This window comes from Ruania zhangjianzhongii (assembly GCF_008000995.1).
Classification (GTDB): domain Bacteria; phylum Actinomycetota; class Actinomycetes; order Actinomycetales; family Beutenbergiaceae; genus Ruania; species Ruania zhangjianzhongii.
Map to the genome: position 1 here is coordinate 144,625 of NZ_CP042828.1, position 17,434 is coordinate 162,058.

A 17,434-nucleotide genomic window follows, 5' to 3' on the forward strand; every position below is an offset into this window, starting at 1 on the left:
ACGCAACTTTTTACTAGCAAAATTGTCGTAAATGTGACATAATCGAAGCAGTCACCGGAGAAGGGAATAGCGTTGCAGTTCGCCAAGGGTCAGGTCGTCGTCCACCCCCATCACGGACCGGCAACGGTCACACGTCTGGCTTTCCGAACGGTCGGCGAGCAGCGCAGCCGGTACCTCACCCTCCGGATCCGCCGCGATGATCTCGAGGTGTCGCTGCCGGTCGAGCGCGCTGAGGACATCGGCGTGCGATCGGTGCTCGATGCTGCAGGCGTGCAGAAGGTCTTCAAGATCCTGGCCGGTCCGGGTCAGGCGTTCGACAAGGTCTGGTCCCGCCGGGTCAAGGACTTCACGGAGCGCCTGCGTTCCAGCGACATCTTCACCGTCGTCGGTCTGGTGCGGGACATTACCCGCCAGAACGAGGAGAAGAAGGTCTCCTACGGTGAGATGAACCTGCTGAACGAGGCCCGCGCTCTGGTGACCGCCGAACTCGCGGTCGCGCTGGGCCTGGACGATGAGGAGATTGCGGAGCTGATCGAGCCCGCCGTCCTCGAAGGCACACTGCCGACCCTGTCCAAGCAAGTCCTGGCCCGCGCGAGCTGACCGCGGCCGCGCGCTCCGGGCGGTGGCGCACTCAGCCCTAGCGCACTACGTCGTAGCTCAGGCACGCGAAGTCCCGGTTCCGGGCAACTCCGGTCAGCCGGAGCTCGACCTGCCGGGGCAGCAGCGGCGCACCCGCGCCGAGTGTCACCGGTGCCACCGAGACCTGCACGGCGTCGAGCAGACCGCGCTCCGCGAACTGCCCGGCCAAGTCACCCCCACCAACCACCCAGAGGTCCTTGCTCGCGGCCGCGGCCACCATCTCCGGGTGCAGCTCGGCCACGTTCCCGCTTCTGAAGCGCACGTCCACGCCATCGGCGGGAGTCGGAAAGTCCCGGTGGGTCAGCACCCAGGTCGGCTGATCGTACGGCCAGTCGCCATCGAGCTGCTCAGTCACCCAGGCATAGGTCGACGCGCCCATCACCAGGGCACCGATCTGGGCGAAGAAGACGTCGTAGCCCATCGGCCCGGCGGGGTCGTTATCGCGGCTGACCAGCCAGTCCAGGGAGTGCTCCGAGGTGGCGATGAACCCGTCCAGCGACGTGGCGGTGTAGTAGAGGGTGCGAGTCATCGGTGATCCTCCGTGTCGGGTGCGGTGGCGACTCCATAGTCACGGAGCCACTCGATCGGATCCCCGTGGTCCAGTTCCAGTCCGGCCTGGCGAAGTAGCTGCCGGGCGAGCTGGCGGCGGTGGGCGGCGAAGGTGATCACGTGGGTGACCACGCTGCTGAGTACGAAACTCTCCGGCGGTTCGCAGAGGGCATCGATCAGTCGGTCTCCCCAGATGCCCTGGCGGTCGATCTCGCGCACCGTGTCTACCCACCGCGGTCCGATCTGCTCCTGCCGGGCGAGCAGAGACTGTGGGTCGTCGGCGCCACGTGCGGGGAACTCGCCGCCGTCGATCGATGCCAGCCAGACCTCTTTGGCCCAGACCTGATGCTCCAGGATGGCCGCGATCGACTCCTCCGGACCGTCCCACTCGAGCACGTAGAACCCCGGCAGCCGCACCCGCCGGAACTCCTCGTCGGTGAGCGCACCGGCGCTGCGGATCAGATCGGTCGTATCGTCCAGATCGTGCTGCACCAGCTGGGCGACGAGCTGCATGCTCGCCGGGGGCGCCTCGCGCTCGCTGACCCACAGGTGCATCGGCGGGTGGAAGTGGATGCCGTTCGGTGCCGGTAGCCAGTGCGCCCGCGCAGACCCGGACTCGTCGGCCGAGGGCACACTGCTCGGCGGGTAGCCGAATGACCGCGCGAAGGCGCGAGAGAAGCCCTCCACCGACTCGTACCCGGAGCCGAAGGCGACATCGGTCACGGACGCGCCCTGGCGCAACTGCCAGGCGGCGCGCTCGAGCACCACCCGCCGCCGCAGAGCCACGGGTGGTTCACCGGTGCCGTGGCTGAGCTGGCGGCTGAAGTGCCACGGTGTCGCGAAGGCGCCGGCTGCCATCGCGCCAAGTTCGTCGTGCTCGTCGGCGAGGACGGCGTCCAGCAGTTCACGCAGGCGGTCACGGCCGAGTTCGGGCATGCCCACCAGTGTGCCGGGCCGACCCCCGGGCGCGCCTGACCATTCTTGCTCAGCACGGCATGCCTCATGGTGCCTGCTGCTCTGCTGCTCTGCTGACCAGAGGCGTACGACGGTGAACATCGACGAGCACCTTCTCACCGAAGCGAAGGTATGTGCGGCGCGTTCCCGCCGGTCGATGACTCTCGTCGCGAAGACGCGTTGCGCCGGTACCTGGAGGGCGAGGCCAACGCGGAGCATGCGCCTGCGTGGCCACGACGTGCCGGGTGCCTACTTGGCCGCCCTGGCACTCGAGAATGGCGCCTCGATGGTGACGCTCGACCAGGGCTTCCGGCGGTTCGGGCAACTTCGGACGATCGACCCGCTCGGCTGACTCGTTCCGTGCGGTATGCGGGAATTCCTAGACCAGCCGCCGGCTGATCGCCTCGGCGAGCACATCCGCGTGCAGCACATCGTGCTTCGCCAGCTCGGCCACGGCTTCGGCGGGCGGCAGCGCGGTCACCGCCACCACCTGCTCACCGTCGTCAGGGTTCGTGGGCGGGCCGGTCACCACTACGTCGGCGACGGCGTAGGCCCAGTACGCGCGTGGGTGCGGCAGGTGTGGGCGGTAGGGCTGGTCGAGCCGGCTGATCGCCTCATGTGCACCGAACAGCCGGACCGGGCCGCGCAGCTCAGCGCCGGCCTCCTCCAGCAGTTCCCGGCGGGCCAGCGTCTGTACCTGCTCCTCGGGTTCGCGGGTTCCACCAGGCAGGAAGCGCCACTCCTCCACACTGCGGCAGACCAGCACCTCGCCGGCCGCGGTCCGCGCCACCAGATGCAGCCGGGAGACCCGGTCTTCCGGCGGCGGCTCCGGGCGGTACTGGATGTCACAGCCGGCATAGCCGATGTAGGTCGGCTGCAGCAGCCGGGTCTGCCAGGTAGGAGCGTCCACGCACCTGAGTATGCCCCTGCGTCGGAGGTACTCGCCGCGGACCGAGGTACGCCGCGCCAGCCTCCGACCGCCTGGGCTCCCTCCGATGCGGCGCCGTCAGCGCAGCTCGACCGGCCCGTCCGGCCCGGCAAGGGTGGCAACGATCGCTACCTGCTCCGCCGGCACCACCTCCACCTGCAGTCCGAGCACGCCGTACTTGGCCGCCAACGCCGCCGGGTCCGGGTGCTCGATACGGAACGCAAGGAGCTCGAGGGTGGGGATATCGGCCAAGCCGGGCTGCGCCGTCGTGCCCCAGTCGATCAAGAACGGCACCGCCGGGTCGGGGTCGCGGTCCTCGCCGCGGGTCAACCGCCACTCGAGCAGCTCCCCGGCGGGGGTGCGTCGAGACAGCGGCCGGATCTCGCCGAGGGACACACCGGCGGCCGCGGCACGCTCAGCGGTTCCCTCGAAGTCGGCCGGGTGGATCGCGAACGTGGCCACTGCGGGTTCGGATCGGCCGGAGATGCCGAACGTGGCGATCTCGCTCGCCGGGGTGTCCCCCTCCGGGTCCGGGCCGATCACCTCAAGGTAGTGCGGCAGCCGCCGCCCGCCTACGGTGAAGGCGATCAGTGCGTTCGCGGTGCCGGTCGGGTGCTTGCCTCCCGGCGCTGCGCGCACCCCGGTGAGATTCTCGACGGCGTCAATCGCCTCGGCCAGGTCCGGCCCGGCGTAGATCACGTGGTCGAGCGCAGCGGGAATGGCGGTGGTGTCGGTCATGGCGGGCTCCGTAGTGGTCGACGGCCAGTCAAGGGGCGGGCGGATGGTCAGGGGGCGGGCGGGTGATCAAGGGCGGGCGGGTGCGCGGTGGACGGGAGTCACCCGGCCGGAGCAGGCGCGGCGGGGAAGTCCGGCCACTCGGCGAGTGGGACGAGATCGCCGACTCGCACCGGCTCCCCGGCCTCGGCGAACGTCGCCCAGGCTTCGGCGCGCAGCGCATCGTCGGTGAGCACGTCGGCGGCGGTGCGCGCCAGGCCGATCGCCGAGTCGACGATCGCGCGCTGCCCGTCGGGGGTGAGCGTGGAGTCCGCGCGCTCGCGGGAGTGCCCGGGGATGTCCGGGTCGCCGATGGCCACATACGGCTGGATCGTCGGCACCACGTGGGAGACGTTTCCGATGTCGCTGGAGCCGCCGGAGGCCTCCGCGACCACCGGCTGCACCGCCCGGCGATCGGCGAGGTTGGCGGAGTATCGCTCGGCGAGCACCGTGTTGATTCGTTGCGGCAGGTAGATCGGTTCAGCGTCCCACGCCACGTCCACCTCCACCCCGGCGGCCAGCGCGGCACCGCGCAGGGCCGCCTCCACCCGCTCGGAGAGAGCGAGCACCCCCTCGATAGTGCGGGACCGGAGGAAGAACTCCAGCACCGCCCGCTCCGGCACGATGTTCGGCCGGGTGCCTGCCTCCAGGAATACCCCGTGCACCTTGTCGGTGGCGACGATGTGCTGGCGCAGTTGCGCGATCGCCTGGTAGGCGGTGACCGCACCGTCCAGAGCATTCCGGCCCAGATGCGGATTGGCAGCAGCGTGCGCTGTGCGCCCGGTGAACGTGGCGACCACCTGACGCTTCGCCGCCGATGGGCTCGCTGCGATGTCCGCAGCGCCCGGATGCACCATCACCGCTGCGTCATAACCTGCCAACGCGCCCGCCTGGATGAGCAGCTCCTTACCACCGCCACCCTCCTCGGCCGGAGTCCCGACCAAGGTGACGCCACCCGGGAGCCGGGCATCGCCGTCGAACAGGGGCGCGAGCGCGAGGAACGCGCCGAGCGAGGAGGCGGCGATCACGTTGTGCCCGCAGCCGTGCCCCACCCCGGGTAGCGCGTCGTACTCGGCGGTGATCGCCACCTGCGGACCGGAGGCGCGGGTGCCGAGCTGGGCGGTGAACGCGGTCGGGATGCCGCCGGTGCCGCGCTCGATCGCGATTCCGGCCTCGGCCAGTGCCGCGGTGAACGCCTCCACGGCGTAGAACTCGCGGTAGCCGAGCTCCGGGTGGGCGTACAGGTCGCGGGAGAAGGCGTCCAGGCGGCCGGAGAGGCCTTCTGCGCGCTCGCGGATCTGCGCGTGGTGGCCAGGTGGTTCGGGGAGAGTCATGATGCGACCGTAGAAGCCGCGCGACCACCGTGCCGAGCGTGGAAGAGGAAGTCTCAGCAGCTGAGACCTAGCTCTCCTCGAGCGCCCGTCCGGTCAGCTCCGGCAGCAGCAGCGCCGCACCGCAGGCGAGGGCGAACGCCACAGCGAACACCGCGAAGGCGAATCCCGCGCCGCCGATACTGAGCAGCAGCGGCACGCTCAGCGGCGCCAGGATCGAGGCGATCCGCCCGAACGCGGCCGCACTGCCGGCGCCGGTACCCCGCAGTGCGGTGGGGTACAGCTCCGGGGTCACCGCATAGAGCGCACCCCAGGCACCGAGGTTGAAGGCGGAGAGTGTCATCCCTGCGGCGATGATCATCCCGACCGAGTCCGCCTGCCCGAACCAGATCGCTGCCACCGCGGACCCGGCGAGGAACACCGCCAGCGTGGCGCGCCGGCCCCACTTCTCGATCAGGAACGCTGCCGCCGCGTACCCGGGGAGCTGGGCGAGAGTGATGATCAGCGTGTACCCGAAGGAGTGCACCAGGTCGAAACCCTTGGCCACCAGCAGTGAGGGCAGCCAGATGAATGCGCCGTAGTAGGCGAAGTTCACCCCGAACCAGACCAGCCAGATCGCCCCGGTCCGCCGCCGCAGCCGGGGCTGCCACAGATCACGCCAGCCGGAGCGCTCACCTGCGCCCGGAGCAGGTGAGGCACCAGCGGGACCTGTCGCTGCGCCGTCGACCGCTTCCGCGGAAACCTGCTGCCCAGCCGCTTCCTGAACCGATGAATGTGCTCGTCGACCTGGCTGCCCAGCGTGGCCAGATCGACGAGGAAACTCCGGGGACTGCTCGAAGCTGCGGACCACCGCCTCGGCTTCCGCATGCCGGCCGGTGCGCTCGAGGAACCGCACCGACTCCGGCATCTTCCAGCGCACCACCAGCGCCCACAGCGCCGGCACCGTGCCGATCAGCAGCGCCCAGCGCCACCCGTTGGCCGCCGGCACCACGAAGTAGCCGACCAGCGCGGCCGCGATCCAGCCGAACGCCCAGAAGGCTTCCAGGATCACCACCACCCGGCCCCGGATCTTCCGGGGTGCGAACTCGCTCATCAGGGTGGAGGCCACCGGCAGCTCGGCACCCAGCCCGAGTCCGACCACGAAGCGCAGGGCGAGCAGCATCACCAGCCCGGTCGAGGCGGCGGAGGCACCGGTGGCCAGCCCGTAGATCAGCAGCGTCAGCGCGAATACCTGTCGGCGGCCGAGCCGGTCCGCGAGCAGCCCGCCCACGCTGGCGCCGATCGCCATCCCGACGAATCCGATCGAGCCGATCCAGGACTTCTCCGCATCCGAGAGTGCCCACTCGGCGCCGAGAGCGGCCATGATGAACGAGATCAGTCCGACGTCCATGGCGTCCAGCGCCCAGCCCACTCCGGAGGCGCCGAGCAGCTTGCCGTGCGCACGGGTGAACGGGAGCCGGTCGAGGCGCTGCGTGCGCGTGGGAGTGTCAGGCATCGGACCTCGATGAGACGGTGGGGCGGGGACTGACTGAACTCTATTGCTTCGCCCCGGCGGCGGGCTGGCTGAGAGGATGTGCGGCTATGGATACCACCGCTCACACGCCCGAAGAGATCGCTGCGCTGGCTGGCTCGCACGGTCTGGACGTCGACCCGGCGAGCATCCGGGTGAACGAGGCCGGCCTGGACTACCGGGTGGCCCATGCGCGGGAGGTGACTGGCACGCACTGGGTGCTGCGCATCCCACGCCGCGCCGGACTGGTAACCGGTGCCCGGGCCGAGGCGCTGATGTTGGACCTGGTGCGCGACCACCTCGAGGTCACGGTGCCCGAGTGGCGGGTGCACGCCGAGGACCTGATCGCCTACCCGTTGCTTCCGGGTGAGCCTGCGCTCACGATCGACGACGGCGAGCCCACCTGGCACCTGGACGTCGCCTCCCAGCCCTTCGCCCGGGCATACGGGCAGCTGGTCGGCCAGCTGCATCAGATCCCGATCAGCGACGTGGCCCGTGCCGGACTGCCCACTCCGACGATCGATGACGTCCGTGCCGCGCGAGCCGACGAGCTGGCCCGGGTGGCCGGCGAGTTCCGGATCGCCGCGGATCTCCGTGAGCGATGGGACGCCTGGCTCGCGGACACCGAGTGCTGGCCCGAGCAGCCGGTCTTCACCCACGGTGAGCTGTACCACGCGCACATTCTGGTGGCGGACGAGGGAACCATCACCGGGGTGCTGGACTGGACCACCGCCGGGGTCGGGGATCCTGCGAAGGATCTGGCCTTCCAGGCCAGTTTTGCGCCGCCGGAGGCATTCGCCACCTTCCTCGACGCCTACCGGGGCGCCGGTGGGAGTACCTGGCCCGGGCTGGCGAGGCACTGCGCCGAACTGCACTCGTTCACGCCGGTGAACTACGGCTTGTACGCACTGGTGACCGGGGACCAGGAGCACCGCACCGCCGCGCAGGCACTGCTCGACCCGTCCTGATCACTGCCTCGACATGCCACCAGGGCAGGGTGTCGTGCGTTCACACCCAGCACCACTGGCAAGTCGGTGGCCGGGCGGGGTAGCTGTGCGGCGGGTCAGGGGGCGCGTGGTGGTGGTCAGTCGGGCTGTGGGCCGGTGAGCCAGAGCAGCACCTGGTCGAAAGCCGAGACCAGCTCGGTGCGCCGGGCTGTGGCCAGCACCGGGAGGCAGGCCCCCTTGCACAGGGCGATCAGCATCGCCGCCGTGGCCCCCGGGTTCACTGGGACCGCCCAGCTGCCGTCAGCGACGCCCGCGTCGAGCAGGCCCTGCAGCTGGCCGAACCAGGTATTTTCGGCGGTCGTGATCGCCGACTCCAAAGCCGGGTCGCGCCGCGCGCGGAGGGCGATCTCGGACAGCACGCCGCGCAGCGCATCGTCGCCGAGCAGGATCTCGCGCACGTCGAGCAGATGCTCGGTGAGCCGTTCGGCGGCCGTTCCTTCGGGGCGGACGGTGGCGCGGAACCGGGCCTGCAGCTCGTCATAGGCGGCATGGATCAGCTGTTCCTTGCTGCCGTAGTAGTAGTGCACCGTCGCGATGTTCACCTCGGCCCGCTCGGCGACATCGCGCATCCGCAGCCCTTCGAAGCCACGCTCGGCGATGCTGGCGAACGCCGCTCGCGAGATCTGCTCCCGACGATTCACTGCTGCGTCCTTTCAGTCGGTCAATCACTTGATTGTAGGTGGGTGAGGGCCTAGCGTGGTATCAATCAAGTGATTGATGGGTGCCCGCTCGAAGCGTGTGGAGGACGAACGATGAGTGAGACGGTTTCCGGTGGCGGAGCGATTCGGGACAACAGTCGGGACCGCTCGCAGCGGACGTTCAACCGCCTCGTGCGGTGGGTGCTCGCGTCACCACTGCACCGGATGATGAGCGGGAAGCTGATCATCATCGAGGTGACTGGTCGCCGCACCGGCACCCGGTATTCGGTACCCACGGCCTATGCCCAGCGCGGCGAGCAGGTGCTGGCCGCTTCGGCCGGTACTTGGGTGCGGAACCTGTCCTCCGAGCGTCCGGTGGTGCTGCTGCACCGGGGCCGCCGCCGGCCGATGGTGCCGGAGGTCGCCACCGATGCCGAGCAGGCACTGCAGCTGGCCGCTGACCTGCTCCCGGGCAACCCGATCCTGCAGCGCAACATGGGCGTGACGCTCGGAGCCGACGGGCAGCCGGACCGGGCACAGTTCCAGGCGGCCCGTGACCGGGGCTGGGTGTACTTCGCCTTCGACCCACAGGCCTGACGGCAGCAGACTGACCCCGACCGGGCCGCGAACCCCCAGTCCGGCAGGGTGCCACGCGCTCACACCCACGACAACTGCGGGCTCGCCGCGCTGCGGTCAGTCAGTCAACGGCGCCATTGAGCGCCGGCCGGCCATGAACCAGGCACCGGCCCCGAGTAGCGGGAGGAGAAGGATCGCCAGGGACCACCCGAGCGTCGTAGCGGGTCCGAGTCGGCGGCCCGAGCGCCCGACCGAGACGAGCGCCGCGACCACGAGGCCCAGGTAGCACAGCAGCGCCAGCGACCAGAGGAGGTCGTAGGCGGTGGGTAGGAGCGGGCTCGGCATCCCCGTCACGCTACCGGAGGAAGATCAGGGCCGGCCGACGAATACTCTGCCGGCTTACGGCGCTGGCACCGCTGGTCGGGTGGCCTTGCCGTCCAACCAGAGAGTGTCCGAGACGTCGCGGTGGGTCCCGGTCGTGCCGACATGCTTGGTGCTGATCTGCTGACCGTTCTTGATCACGTGCCACAGGGCCATCGCGTGACCGCGGCCAAGACCGTAGTCGTCGGCGAACCAGGTGACCACGTCACCGGCGCTGGAATCAGCGGTGATGCCCTTCTGCGCGGCGATCTCCAGCAACTCGCGCGGCGTGTGGCCGGTCTTGTCCTCGATCGTGTCGAGATAGGCCTGGAATGACATCGGGGCTCTCCTTCGGTGAACCTGCTGAGCTCGGCACTGTGCCCGCGTACTCATGATGCCCTGGGAACTCAGCCGCGCAGCGCAGTGACGATCGGAGCGAGCATACGCGGGTCGGTCTGCAGGATGAGCGTGGTCACGCAGCTCGCCTCCCAGGTGGCCAGCTGGGCGCGGAGCGCTTCGGGCGGGCCGACCAGCGCCACCTGCTGCACCAGCTCTGTGGGGATCGCAGCGGCGGCCGCCTGCTTGTCCTTCGCGGCGTACTTGGCCTGCACCTCGGCACACACCTGCGCATACCCGAGCCGCTCGATCGCCGCGCGGTGGAAGTTCGTGTTCTCCGAACCCATCCCGCCGATGTACAGCGCCAGGTGCGGGCGTACCGCATCCGCGGCGGACTCCAGATCCGGGCCGATCACCGCGGGAACCGAAGCACTCACCTCGAACTCCTCGACCGGCGAGCGCGCCGGATCGCGCCGGGCGAACCCGTCGGCCAGGTTCTGGCGATACCCGGCGTCCAACGCCGGGGAGATGAAGGCCGGCAACCAGCCGTCGGCGATCTCGGCTGCCAGCGCGGTGTTCCGCGGACCTTGCGCCGCGAGGTGGATCGGCAGGTCGGCTCGCAACGGATGCACAGTGGACCGCAACGCCTTGCCCTGGTGAGCTCCGCCGTCGTACGGGAGCACGAAGTGCTTTCCGGAGAAGGTGACCGGCGCTTCCCGCGCGAGCACCTGACGCACGATCGCCAGATACTCCCGGGTACGCTCCAGCGGGCGCGGGTAGGGCTGGCCGTACCAGCCCTCCACCACCTGGGGACCGGACGCCCCGAGCCCGAGCACGAACCGGCCACCGGACAGGTGGTCCAGGGTGAGCGCGGTCATCGCGGCGGCGGCCGGCGTGCGGGCAGACATCTGCGCGATCCCGGTGCCGAGCCGCACCCGCTCGGTGCCGGCACCCCACCAGGCCAGCGGGGTGAAGGCATCCGACCCATAGGATTCCGCTGTCCAGACGGAGTCGAGTCCCAGCTCGTCGGCTGCCGCCACTGCCTCGGCAGCCCCTGGCGGCGGCCCGGCCGCCCAGTACCCGGTGTGAAATCCGATGCGCATCCCACCCATCATGCCGCAGTGGGACCGGTCAGAATCCGAAGATCTCGCTCCCGGCCTTCAGCGCCAGGATCGCGCCGCCGATTCCGATCAGCCAGCCGATCGTCTCTCCGGCCTCCCGCTCGAGGAAGTCCCCGAGCCTACGGAGCGCACCATCCAGGCGGGTACCGACGGCAAGACGCACAGTCAGGAGCACTGCTGCGGGCGCCACCATCACCAGGCAGTAGCCGAAGAGCACGCCCGCCTGTGCCACACCGCCGAGGTCCGCGGCGCTGAGCAGCCCGATCCCGGCCAGGTACGGCAGCATCGTCGGGATCTCGGCAGCGGCCGCCAGGACCGCCAGAGCCGCCAGCGCGACGACGCTCTTCCCGGACCGCTGATCGGTCATCGCCCGCTCGCGCCACCGGTCCAGTCGGCCGCGGGGAACCTCCTCGCCACGTTTGCGGGCCTCCTGCCGGGCAACCGCTGCCTTCTTCCCCGGGATCTTCCAGGAGATGCCGAACAGGGCGAGCCCCACGAGCAGGAGCAGCCACGAGCCACCTTCGGTAGTCAGGAAGGCCTCGATCTGGTCTCCGAAGGTCACCGCGCCGGCGAGCAGCGCCAGGCCCATCGCCCAGTAGAACAGGGCAACGACCAGCAGAAACGCGCCGATGCGCCCGGCGAGCAGCCGGCCATGCTGCAGCATCAGCCAGATCGGCAGCACGAGGGTGCCGATGCTGGTGGAGTCGATCAGCGCGAGGACCGCTAGGCCGCCGGCGAGGGAGAGGGACATGGTGTCAGCCTGGTTGCCGATGAACCTGCGGCGCGTCAGCAGGGTGGCTCATCTGGCCGCGGCGGCATACATCCTTCGGCGGATGCGGGTGAGGGAAGTGGGTTCCTTCGGCCGATGAGCCCGGGCCGACCGGTCGCCCAGGATGGTCAGCATGGAAGGAAACTCGACGATCCTGGTCGGCGGCATCATCGCCTCAGAAGTGCTGTTCTGGGTGTTGCTGTTCGGCGGTCTGGCCGCGCGCTACCTGCTGCGTGCGAAGCGACTGAGCACCGCTCTGCTGTTCGGGGTGCCGCTCGCGGACCTGGTGCTGGTCACCCTCACCCTGATCGACCTGACCGGAGGGTCCACGCCGGGGAACGTGCACGGGCTGGCCGCGATCTACCTGGGCGTGAGCGTGTCCTTCGGGCACTACATCGTGGGCCGGGTGGACGGCTGGTTCGCCCACCGGTTCGCCGGCGGCCCGAAGCCGGCCACGCTCCCGGCCTCCGGCCCGGAGCGGGTGCGGCACGAGTGGCACAGCTTCAAGCGGATGGCGATCGCGTGGGCACTGGCCGTACCGCTGCTGCTGGCGATGGTCGCCGTCTCCGGCTGGCGGGTGCCTAGTTCGCTGGTCGAGCTGTTCGGCACCGACCCGATCTGGGCGTGGATCGGGCGGCTGACCGCGGTGCTCGTGCTCTGGTTCGCCGCCGGCCCGGTGTACTACGGGCTGTTCCAGAGCAAGCCGGCCGGCGCTGCGCCGGATGCGCCGCCGGTCAGAACGGGAGCGCCGACGGCGGTCACGCCAGTGGAGCAGGACGAACTCGACGAGCACGCCGAGCAGGCAACGCGTGCGGCTCAGGCCCCCGCGGGCGCGGGCACGTCCTCGCCGCGCTTGACCGGCTGACCGCCGGGGCCCTCGAACCGCCGGCCCCACCCGGTGGCCACCGCCACGATCAGCACCACGGTCAGCAGCAGCGGGTACCAGGTCGCCCCGAAGAGCTGCGTGGTGGAGATCTCGGGCGCCTGCTCGTGCCCTGCGGTGAGCATCGCCCCGATGAACAGGAACGCGCTGAACACCGGCACCACGCAGGACAGCCCCATCGCGAAGCAGTCCATCACGTTGGTGCGCCGGTACGGGTGCAGGCCCTGGCGGGCGCCGATCTCGTCCGCGACCGGTCCGAAGGTGAGCATCGAGGCGGAGTTCACCCCACCGAAGAGCACGGTGGTGGCGCTGACTCCGAGCCCGATCGCCGCCTCGGCGCCACGCGGTGTGCCGGCCAGGCGGCCCTCGGTGAGCGCGGCAACGATCCGCTCCAGCACACCGGCCGCGCGGAGCACACCCATGATCCCGAACACGGCGATCACCAGGGCGACCGTGGGCAGCATTGCCGAGACCCCGGTCACCAGATAGCCGGTCGGGGCACCCTCGGTGACCCCGAGCACCCCGGACGGTTCCAGGAGCCCGGCGAGCAACGCCGTCGCCGTGCCCAGAACCAGACCGACGGTCACGGCGAGGTAGATGTTCCGGGAGAGGAACGCCGTCAGCAGTAGTGCTGCGACCGGGGCGAGCATGATCAGCCCACGCGGATCGGCCTGGTCGGCCAGGTCCACCGAGGCCGTGCCGCCTGCGCCGGTGCCGCCGAAGACGAGGTAGCCGATCCCAGCGAGAGCGGCCGCCACCAGGGCGTACCGGGCTCGGCTGGTGACCACGCCGCCGATGTCCGCCGATCCGTCTTTGTGCCGGAACCGCTGGGTGGAGGCGGAGATGATCGTGGTGTCCGAGATCGGGGCGAGGTTGTCGCCGAAGATCGCGCCGGAGACGATGGCGCCGGCCAGCATCGCCGGGTCCGCGCCGAGCAGCACTCCGGCCGGGTAGAAGATCGGGAACGCGGTGAACATCGTGCCGATCGAGGAGCCGGTGGCCATCGCGATCAGACAGCAGGCGAGGAACACGAACAGCGTCAGCCCACCGCCGTGCAGCCCGGCCTGGTCGGCGATCCAGACGAACCCTGCGGAGACGTCGGAGTCCTTGATCAGCTGCCCGAGCATGCCGACCAGCACCAGGATCATCACGATCGAGACCGAGGTCGCACTGCCGATCCCGGCGATCACCGCGTCCCAGAACTTGCTGTAACCGCGCGCCAGCAACGCACCTACGAGCAGGGCGATGAAGCCGCCGGCGGCCAGCGCCGTCATGTCGAAGGCGTCCAGCACCACGAAGTAGACCACGCTGAAGATCACGAAGATCACCACGGGGATGAACGCCATCGTCCAGCCACCGCGGAACGTCAACTGGGGTGCAGTGCTCATCGGGACGACCTTTCCTCGCCGGCGGGCCGCTGCGGGCATCGGCGGCCTGGCCGGGAGAGTACACGGCGCGCGGCTGCGGTGACCGAGGTGTCCACGCCCGGGCCGGTGGCGAGAGGGTCGGCCGAGTCGCGCGATACTGGGGCCAGGAGGATGTGATGAGCGAGAACAGGGAAGTCGGCGAGGATGTGGGCGCCGAGCCCGGCGGCGCCCGGCGGCGCACAGAGCTGTATGACCTGCGCGTGGTGGTGGACCGGATCGAGGGGCGGTCGGTGTGCGGTCTGCAGGCCGGCGACCATTTCGACCTGACCTGCTCCAGCCGGATCTCGCTGCCGGAGGGCGGCCACTTCTGCCTCTATGCGCTCTCCGCCGTGCTGCCGCTGCTGCCCGCGGCACAGCGCGCTGTGGCCGCCGGGGACTGGCTCGCCACCGATAACGAAGTGGCTTGCCCGGACCCCGAGGAACGGCTGATCATGCGCATCGAGCGCACTGGCCGGTCCAGCATTCCCACGGAGGAGCTGACATGAGCGTGGCGCTGACGATCGCGCTGCAGTCGGACAAGACCGCCGTCGAGTACGCCCGGCAGGCGCGCGAGGTGGAGGCCCGCGGATTCGACGGCCTGTCGGTGTACTCCGACCTGGGGTTCCAGCCGCCGATGGCTCCGCTGATGGTTGCGGCCGACGTCACCGAGACCCTGCGGCTGGGACCGTCCTGCCTGAACCCGTACCTGCTGCACCCGGTGGAGGTCGCCGGTCAGGTGGCCGCCCTGGACGAGGCCAGCGGCGGGCGGGCGTACCTGGGTTTGGCTCGCGGGTCCTGGTTGGGTCAGGTGGGCGTGCGGCAGGACCGTCCGCTGGCGCACCTGGAGGACACCGTGCACATCGTGCGTCGGCTGCTCGCCGGGGACGACTCCGGGTACACCGGGAAGGCGTTCACCCTCGAGCCCGGTTTCCGGCTGCACTACGAGCCCGTGCGCACCGACGTCGATGTGCTCCTCGGCGTCTGGGGGCCGCGCGGGGCGGCACTGGCCGGCCGGCTGGCGGACGAGGTGAAGATCGGCGGCTCCGCCAATCCGGACATGGTGCGCCAGATGCGCACCTGGGTAGATGAGTCCGCCGCGGCGGCGGGCCGGCCGGCAGGGTCGGTCGCGGTGTGCGCCGGGGCGGTCACGGTAGTCGATGCCGACGGCGATCTGGCCCGGGGCGTAGCCCGGCGGGAGGTGGCCATGTACGTGGACGTGGTGGCGGATCTGGATCCGACGGTGCAGGTGGAGGAGGAGCTGCTGGTGCGGTTGCGCGCGCTGCTCGCCGAGGGCCGTGCGGACGATGCCGGCGCGCTGCTCAGCGACGACCTGCTGGACCGATTCTCCTTCGCCGGCACCCCGACCCAGATCGTGGACCACACCCTGCGGGTGGCTGGCGCCGGGGCCGACCGGGTGGAGTTCGGCACTCCGCACGGGCTCACCGGCGCTGGCGGGATCGGGCTGCTCGGCTCGGCGGTGCTGCCGGCGGTGCGTGCGGAGCTGGCGGCGGCCTGATCAGCGAGGGGTCGCACTAGGGGTTCAGGTAGTAGAAGACCTCCTCGCGGATGATCCTGCTTGCGGCCACGGTGCACAGCGAGAGCTTCACGGTCCGCAGCGGTGTGCCGGTCTCGCGGTCTCGCTCACCGAAGGTGAATCGAAGCGCGAACTTGTCACCGGCAACCAGCGGATCATCGACCTCGACCGATTCCAGCTCTGCGGTCTCGAACTGGCGGTCGGCGTTCTCCGCGATGGCGGCCAGACCCCGCACCTCGCGCTCGATACCGCCATCCTCCAACGGCGCGATGCGGACCACGTCCTCGGCCAGGAGTTGCGCCGCATCGTCGAGCTGACCGGTACGGAAGGCGCCGGCGTATCGGCGGCCCACCTCGGCGGTGGTGAGCCGTTCGAAGTCTGCGCGGTGCAGGCGCACCCAGTCCTCGTAGTGCCGAGGTGACCGCCCCAGAATCTCCTCGATGCCGGTGGTCACCGGTTCCGGGTTCTCGACCAGGGTCGCCCAGTAGCTGAGCGCCATGTCGGCGAAATCGGCGCCGAGCATCGCGGCATACTCCTCGCGAACTTGGTCGGGATCAAGGTTCGCCACCGTCAGGTCCCTGTCGAGGACATGACCGATAGTGGCGACCTGCTCCCGCTGGGTGAGAGTCGCCGGGCCGGTGAGGGAGTAGGCGCGACCGGCCAACGAAGGATCCAGCAGTGCCCTGACCGCGGCCTCGGCCAGGTCGCGCTCGTCCACGACGGACCGCCCGGCGTCGGGGTGGAGCACTTCCGCCGTGTCTCCGGAACGGATCTGTTCGGCCCACTCCAGCGTGTTGGCGGCGAATCCGCCACCGCGCAGAAAGGTCCAGGTGCTCGCGGTGGCCTCGAGCGCGCGTTCTACCTCGGCCCAGATCCCGGCCTGGACCGTGCTCTCGCTCGCACTGCTCAGGTCTGCCGCGGACAGGTAGGCGACGTGACGCACGGACTCGGTCAGCGCCTCGATCACTTCCGGGATCATCGTCGGATCGTCAACGGGCCAGAGCAGAAATGCCGCGTCGGCTCCGGCTGCCGCCGCCCGGACGGCGTTGGGGTCCTGCAGAGTGCCTTCGACCACGGTTACCGCGGCGGGCAGTCCCGCCGTGATGGGGTGGCGGACCAGCGCCCGGACGGCAACATCGGCGGCGAGCAGGCCGTCGACGACATGGCGGCCGGTCCGGCCGGTGGCACCGATGACCAGGACGGTTCTCGGCTGGGTGTTCTGCTGGGGGCTCATGGAATCAGCACCGACTTTCCGACGACGCGTCGTCTCTCGATCTCCGCATGTGCCTCGGCGGCACGCTCCAGAGGAAGCTGCTGCCCGATCACCGGACGGATCGAACCGTCGGCCAGGAGGCGTAGTGCCTGCGTCGCATAGCGATGGGCATCTTCGTCCGTGAAATCCTCATTGATACCGATCACCTCGAGGTTCCGCTCGGCCGCGAGTGCCTCGATATCGGTGAAGTCGCCGGCGCTGGCGCCGTAGGCGAAGAATCGTCCGCCCCGGCGCAGTAGGGTGGCCGCTTGCTGCCCGAGGGCTCCTCCGGCACCGTCGAAGACGACGTCGACCTCACCGAGCTGTCCGGTCCAGCCGTTCTCGCTGTAGTCGACGGCCACCGCGGCTCCTCGCTCCCGCGCCAGCTCGATCTTCTGCGGGCCGCGAGCTGCTGCCAGCACCTGTATTCCGGCGGCGGTGAGCAGGGGGATCAACCAGATGCCGATGCCACCGCTGGCGGCGGTCACCAACGCCGTGTCGCCCGCCCGGAGACCGGACCGGTCCACCCGGCTGACCCCCATGGCGCCGTCGTTGACCGCGGCCAGCGCCTCGGCTGCCTCGACCCCAGCGGGGATCATCAGCGCGCGGTCGGCGACGGTCCGGGCGAACTCGGCGTAACCGCCACCCCGGTAGGAGCCCACTCCCGAGGTGCTACCGACCACCCGGGACCCGTGCCAGTTCTCGTCGACCCCCTCGCCGAGCTCGACCACAGTGCCGGCGACGCCCACACCGGGGATAAACGGGGGCTCGATCGTGAAGAAGTCGCGACCCCAGCCGCTCCGGAGCTGAGTGTCGAGGAAGAGGATCTCGGCAGCTTCGACCTCGATCACCATCTCGCCGGGCCCC

The 17,434-nt window shown here is 70.1% G+C and carries 21 protein-coding genes; 7 read left to right on the top strand and 14 right to left on the bottom strand.

The window, feature by feature from the left end; all coding sequences use genetic code 11:
* Positions 1 to 72 precede the first annotated feature (72 nt).
* A complete protein-coding gene (locus tag FU260_RS00885) occupies positions 73 to 600 on the top strand; it encodes a CarD family transcriptional regulator (RefSeq protein WP_168211597.1) in 528 nt (175 codons plus the stop codon).
* A gap of 37 nt (positions 601 to 637) precedes the next feature.
* Here the strand turns inward: FU260_RS00885 and FU260_RS00890 are convergent, their stop codons facing one another.
* Together FU260_RS00890 and FU260_RS00895 are read right to left on the bottom strand one after the other, a co-directional pair.
* Positions 638 to 1,168 carry a dihydrofolate reductase family protein gene (locus FU260_RS00890; RefSeq protein ID WP_147915347.1) on the bottom strand — a complete coding sequence of 177 codons (531 nt, stop codon included), beginning with the start codon at positions 1,166 to 1,168 and terminating at the stop codon, positions 638 to 640.
* Positions 1,165 to 2,124 (bottom strand): helix-turn-helix domain-containing protein, encoded by a 960-nt coding sequence (locus tag FU260_RS00895; RefSeq protein WP_147915348.1) that lies wholly within the window; start codon positions 2,122 to 2,124, stop codon positions 1,165 to 1,167. Before FU260_RS00895 ends, FU260_RS00890 begins: the two co-directional genes overlap by 4 nt.
* Positions 2,125 to 2,359: 235 nt before the next feature.
* Between FU260_RS00895 and FU260_RS24315 the strand changes: the two genes are divergently transcribed.
* A complete protein-coding gene (locus FU260_RS24315) occupies positions 2,360 to 2,494 on the top strand; it encodes a PIN domain-containing protein (RefSeq protein ID WP_268957765.1) in 135 nt (44 codons plus the stop codon).
* Between the two features lie 27 nt (positions 2,495 to 2,521).
* On the opposite strand, the gene FU260_RS00900 is transcribed toward FU260_RS24315, so the two are convergent.
* The 4 genes from FU260_RS00900 to FU260_RS00915 all read right to left on the bottom strand — a co-directional run bounded on the left by FU260_RS00900 (position 2,522) and on the right by FU260_RS00915 (position 6,670).
* A complete protein-coding gene (locus FU260_RS00900; protein WP_168211598.1) occupies positions 2,522 to 3,052 on the bottom strand; it encodes an NUDIX domain-containing protein in 531 nt (176 codons plus the stop codon).
* Between the two features lie 96 nt (positions 3,053 to 3,148).
* Complete coding sequence (locus FU260_RS00905) at positions 3,149 to 3,808, bottom strand: VOC family protein (RefSeq protein WP_147915350.1); 660 nt, start codon at positions 3,806 to 3,808, stop codon at positions 3,149 to 3,151.
* 98 nt (positions 3,809 to 3,906) lie between these two features.
* The gene (locus tag FU260_RS00910; RefSeq protein ID WP_147915351.1) at positions 3,907 to 5,178 is read right to left on the bottom strand and encodes an amidohydrolase; all 1,272 of its coding nucleotides are present in this window, start codon (positions 5,176 to 5,178) and stop codon (positions 3,907 to 3,909) included.
* Between the two features lie 67 nt (positions 5,179 to 5,245).
* Complete coding sequence (locus tag FU260_RS00915) at positions 5,246 to 6,670, bottom strand: MFS transporter (RefSeq protein WP_147915352.1); 1,425 nt, start codon at positions 6,668 to 6,670, stop codon at positions 5,246 to 5,248.
* A gap of 86 nt (positions 6,671 to 6,756) precedes the next feature.
* Here FU260_RS00915 and FU260_RS00920 point away from each other — a divergent pair, with 86 nt between their 5' ends.
* A complete protein-coding gene (locus FU260_RS00920) occupies positions 6,757 to 7,653 on the top strand; it encodes a macrolide 2'-phosphotransferase (RefSeq protein ID WP_147915353.1) in 897 nt (298 codons plus the stop codon).
* Between the two features lie 116 nt (positions 7,654 to 7,769).
* On the opposite strand, the gene FU260_RS00925 is transcribed toward FU260_RS00920, so the two are convergent.
* Positions 7,770 to 8,333, bottom strand: a complete 564-nt coding sequence (locus tag FU260_RS00925) for a TetR/AcrR family transcriptional regulator (RefSeq protein WP_147915354.1) — start codon at positions 8,331 to 8,333, stop codon at positions 7,770 to 7,772.
* Positions 8,334 to 8,444: 111 nt separating this feature from the next.
* Here FU260_RS00925 and FU260_RS00930 point away from each other — a divergent pair, with 111 nt between their 5' ends.
* Positions 8,445 to 8,927, top strand: a complete 483-nt coding sequence (locus FU260_RS00930; RefSeq protein WP_147915355.1) for a nitroreductase/quinone reductase family protein — start codon at positions 8,445 to 8,447, stop codon at positions 8,925 to 8,927.
* Between the two features lie 96 nt (positions 8,928 to 9,023).
* On the opposite strand, the gene FU260_RS00935 is transcribed toward FU260_RS00930, so the two are convergent.
* The 4 genes from FU260_RS00935 to FU260_RS00950 all read right to left on the bottom strand — a co-directional run bounded on the left by FU260_RS00935 (position 9,024) and on the right by FU260_RS00950 (position 11,474).
* Positions 9,024 to 9,251 carry a PLDc N-terminal domain-containing protein gene (locus FU260_RS00935; RefSeq protein WP_147915356.1) on the bottom strand — a complete coding sequence of 76 codons (228 nt, stop codon included), beginning with the start codon at positions 9,249 to 9,251 and terminating at the stop codon, positions 9,024 to 9,026.
* A 54-nt stretch (positions 9,252 to 9,305) separates the two neighbouring features.
* Positions 9,306 to 9,605, bottom strand: a complete 300-nt coding sequence (locus tag FU260_RS00940) for a DUF4287 domain-containing protein (protein ID WP_147915357.1) — start codon at positions 9,603 to 9,605, stop codon at positions 9,306 to 9,308.
* 68 nt (positions 9,606 to 9,673) lie between these two features.
* Complete coding sequence (locus FU260_RS00945) at positions 9,674 to 10,705, bottom strand: LLM class F420-dependent oxidoreductase (RefSeq protein WP_147915358.1); 1,032 nt, start codon at positions 10,703 to 10,705, stop codon at positions 9,674 to 9,676.
* Positions 10,706 to 10,733: 28 nt separating this feature from the next.
* Positions 10,734 to 11,474 (bottom strand): GAP family protein, encoded by a 741-nt coding sequence (locus FU260_RS00950; RefSeq protein WP_147915359.1) that lies wholly within the window; start codon positions 11,472 to 11,474, stop codon positions 10,734 to 10,736.
* 151 nt (positions 11,475 to 11,625) lie between these two features.
* On the opposite strand from FU260_RS00950, the gene FU260_RS00955 reads away from it, so the two are divergent.
* The gene (locus FU260_RS00955) at positions 11,626 to 12,357 is read left to right on the top strand and encodes a hypothetical protein (RefSeq protein ID WP_147915360.1); all 732 of its coding nucleotides are present in this window, start codon (positions 11,626 to 11,628) and stop codon (positions 12,355 to 12,357) included.
* On the opposite strand, the gene FU260_RS00960 is transcribed toward FU260_RS00955, so the two are convergent.
* Positions 12,309 to 13,763 (bottom strand): Na+/H+ antiporter NhaC family protein, encoded by a 1,455-nt coding sequence (locus FU260_RS00960; protein WP_147915361.1) that lies wholly within the window; start codon positions 13,761 to 13,763, stop codon positions 12,309 to 12,311. The genes FU260_RS00955 and FU260_RS00960 overlap by 49 nt on opposite strands.
* Positions 13,764 to 13,918: 155 nt before the next feature.
* Here FU260_RS00960 and FU260_RS00965 point away from each other — a divergent pair, with 155 nt between their 5' ends.
* Positions 13,919 to 14,287: a TIGR04076 family protein gene (locus FU260_RS00965; protein ID WP_147915362.1), complete on the top strand. Its 369-nt coding sequence runs from the start codon at positions 13,919 to 13,921 to the stop codon at positions 14,285 to 14,287.
* Positions 14,284 to 15,297, top strand: coding sequence for an LLM class flavin-dependent oxidoreductase (locus tag FU260_RS00970; protein WP_147915363.1), 1,014 nt, complete (start codon positions 14,284 to 14,286; stop codon positions 15,295 to 15,297). The genes FU260_RS00965 and FU260_RS00970 overlap by 4 nt, the downstream gene beginning before the upstream one ends.
* Before the next feature lie 16 nt (positions 15,298 to 15,313).
* Here FU260_RS00970 and FU260_RS00975 read toward each other — a convergent pair whose 3' ends face one another.
* Both FU260_RS00975 and FU260_RS00980 read right to left on the bottom strand, forming a co-directional pair.
* Positions 15,314 to 16,549 carry an NAD(P)H-binding protein gene (locus FU260_RS00975; RefSeq protein WP_147915364.1) on the bottom strand — a complete coding sequence of 412 codons (1,236 nt, stop codon included), beginning with the start codon at positions 16,547 to 16,549 and terminating at the stop codon, positions 15,314 to 15,316.
* On the bottom strand, positions 16,546 to 17,421 hold the full coding sequence (locus FU260_RS00980; RefSeq protein WP_147915365.1) for a zinc-binding dehydrogenase: 876 nt from the start codon (positions 17,419 to 17,421) through the stop codon (positions 16,546 to 16,548). The genes FU260_RS00975 and FU260_RS00980 overlap by 4 nt, the downstream gene beginning before the upstream one ends.
* Positions 17,422 to 17,434 lie beyond the last annotated feature (13 nt).

Excerpts from the sequence above, each read along its gene's own strand:
- FU260_RS00890 (WP_147915347.1), bottom strand. The coding sequence starts at position 1,168 with ATGACTCGCACCCTCTACTACACCGCCACGTCGCTGGACGGGTTCATC.
- FU260_RS00895 (WP_147915348.1), bottom strand. The coding sequence starts at position 2,124 with ATGCCCGAACTCGGCCGTGACCGCCTGCGTGAACTGCTGGACGCCGTC.
- FU260_RS24315 (WP_268957765.1), top strand. The coding sequence starts at position 2,360 with ATGCGCCTGCGTGGCCACGACGTGCCGGGTGCCTACTTGGCCGCCCTG.
- FU260_RS00905 (WP_147915350.1), bottom strand. The coding sequence starts at position 3,808 with ATGACCGACACCACCGCCATTCCCGCTGCGCTCGACCACGTGATCTAC.
- FU260_RS00910 (WP_147915351.1), bottom strand. The coding sequence starts at position 5,178 with ATGACTCTCCCCGAACCACCTGGCCACCACGCGCAGATCCGCGAGCGC.
- FU260_RS00915 (WP_147915352.1), bottom strand. The coding sequence starts at position 6,670 with ATGCCTGACACTCCCACGCGCACGCAGCGCCTCGACCGGCTCCCGTTC.
- FU260_RS00920 (WP_147915353.1), top strand. The coding sequence starts at position 6,757 with ATGGATACCACCGCTCACACGCCCGAAGAGATCGCTGCGCTGGCTGGC.
- FU260_RS00930 (WP_147915355.1), top strand. The coding sequence starts at position 8,445 with ATGAGTGAGACGGTTTCCGGTGGCGGAGCGATTCGGGACAACAGTCGG.
- FU260_RS00935 (WP_147915356.1), bottom strand. The coding sequence starts at position 9,251 with ATGCCGAGCCCGCTCCTACCCACCGCCTACGACCTCCTCTGGTCGCTG.
- FU260_RS00940 (WP_147915357.1), bottom strand. The coding sequence starts at position 9,605 with ATGTCATTCCAGGCCTATCTCGACACGATCGAGGACAAGACCGGCCAC.
- FU260_RS00945 (WP_147915358.1), bottom strand. The coding sequence starts at position 10,705 with ATGCGCATCGGATTTCACACCGGGTACTGGGCGGCCGGGCCGCCGCCA.
- FU260_RS00950 (WP_147915359.1), bottom strand. The coding sequence starts at position 11,474 with ATGTCCCTCTCCCTCGCCGGCGGCCTAGCGGTCCTCGCGCTGATCGAC.
- FU260_RS00955 (WP_147915360.1), top strand. The coding sequence starts at position 11,626 with ATGGAAGGAAACTCGACGATCCTGGTCGGCGGCATCATCGCCTCAGAA.
- FU260_RS00960 (WP_147915361.1), bottom strand. The coding sequence starts at position 13,763 with ATGAGCACTGCACCCCAGTTGACGTTCCGCGGTGGCTGGACGATGGCG.
- FU260_RS00965 (WP_147915362.1), top strand. The coding sequence starts at position 13,919 with ATGAGCGAGAACAGGGAAGTCGGCGAGGATGTGGGCGCCGAGCCCGGC.
- FU260_RS00970 (WP_147915363.1), top strand. The coding sequence starts at position 14,284 with ATGAGCGTGGCGCTGACGATCGCGCTGCAGTCGGACAAGACCGCCGTC.
- FU260_RS00975 (WP_147915364.1), bottom strand. The coding sequence starts at position 16,549 with ATGAGCCCCCAGCAGAACACCCAGCCGAGAACCGTCCTGGTCATCGGT.
- FU260_RS00980 (WP_147915365.1), bottom strand. The coding sequence starts at position 17,421 with ATGGTGATCGAGGTCGAAGCTGCCGAGATCCTCTTCCTCGACACTCAG.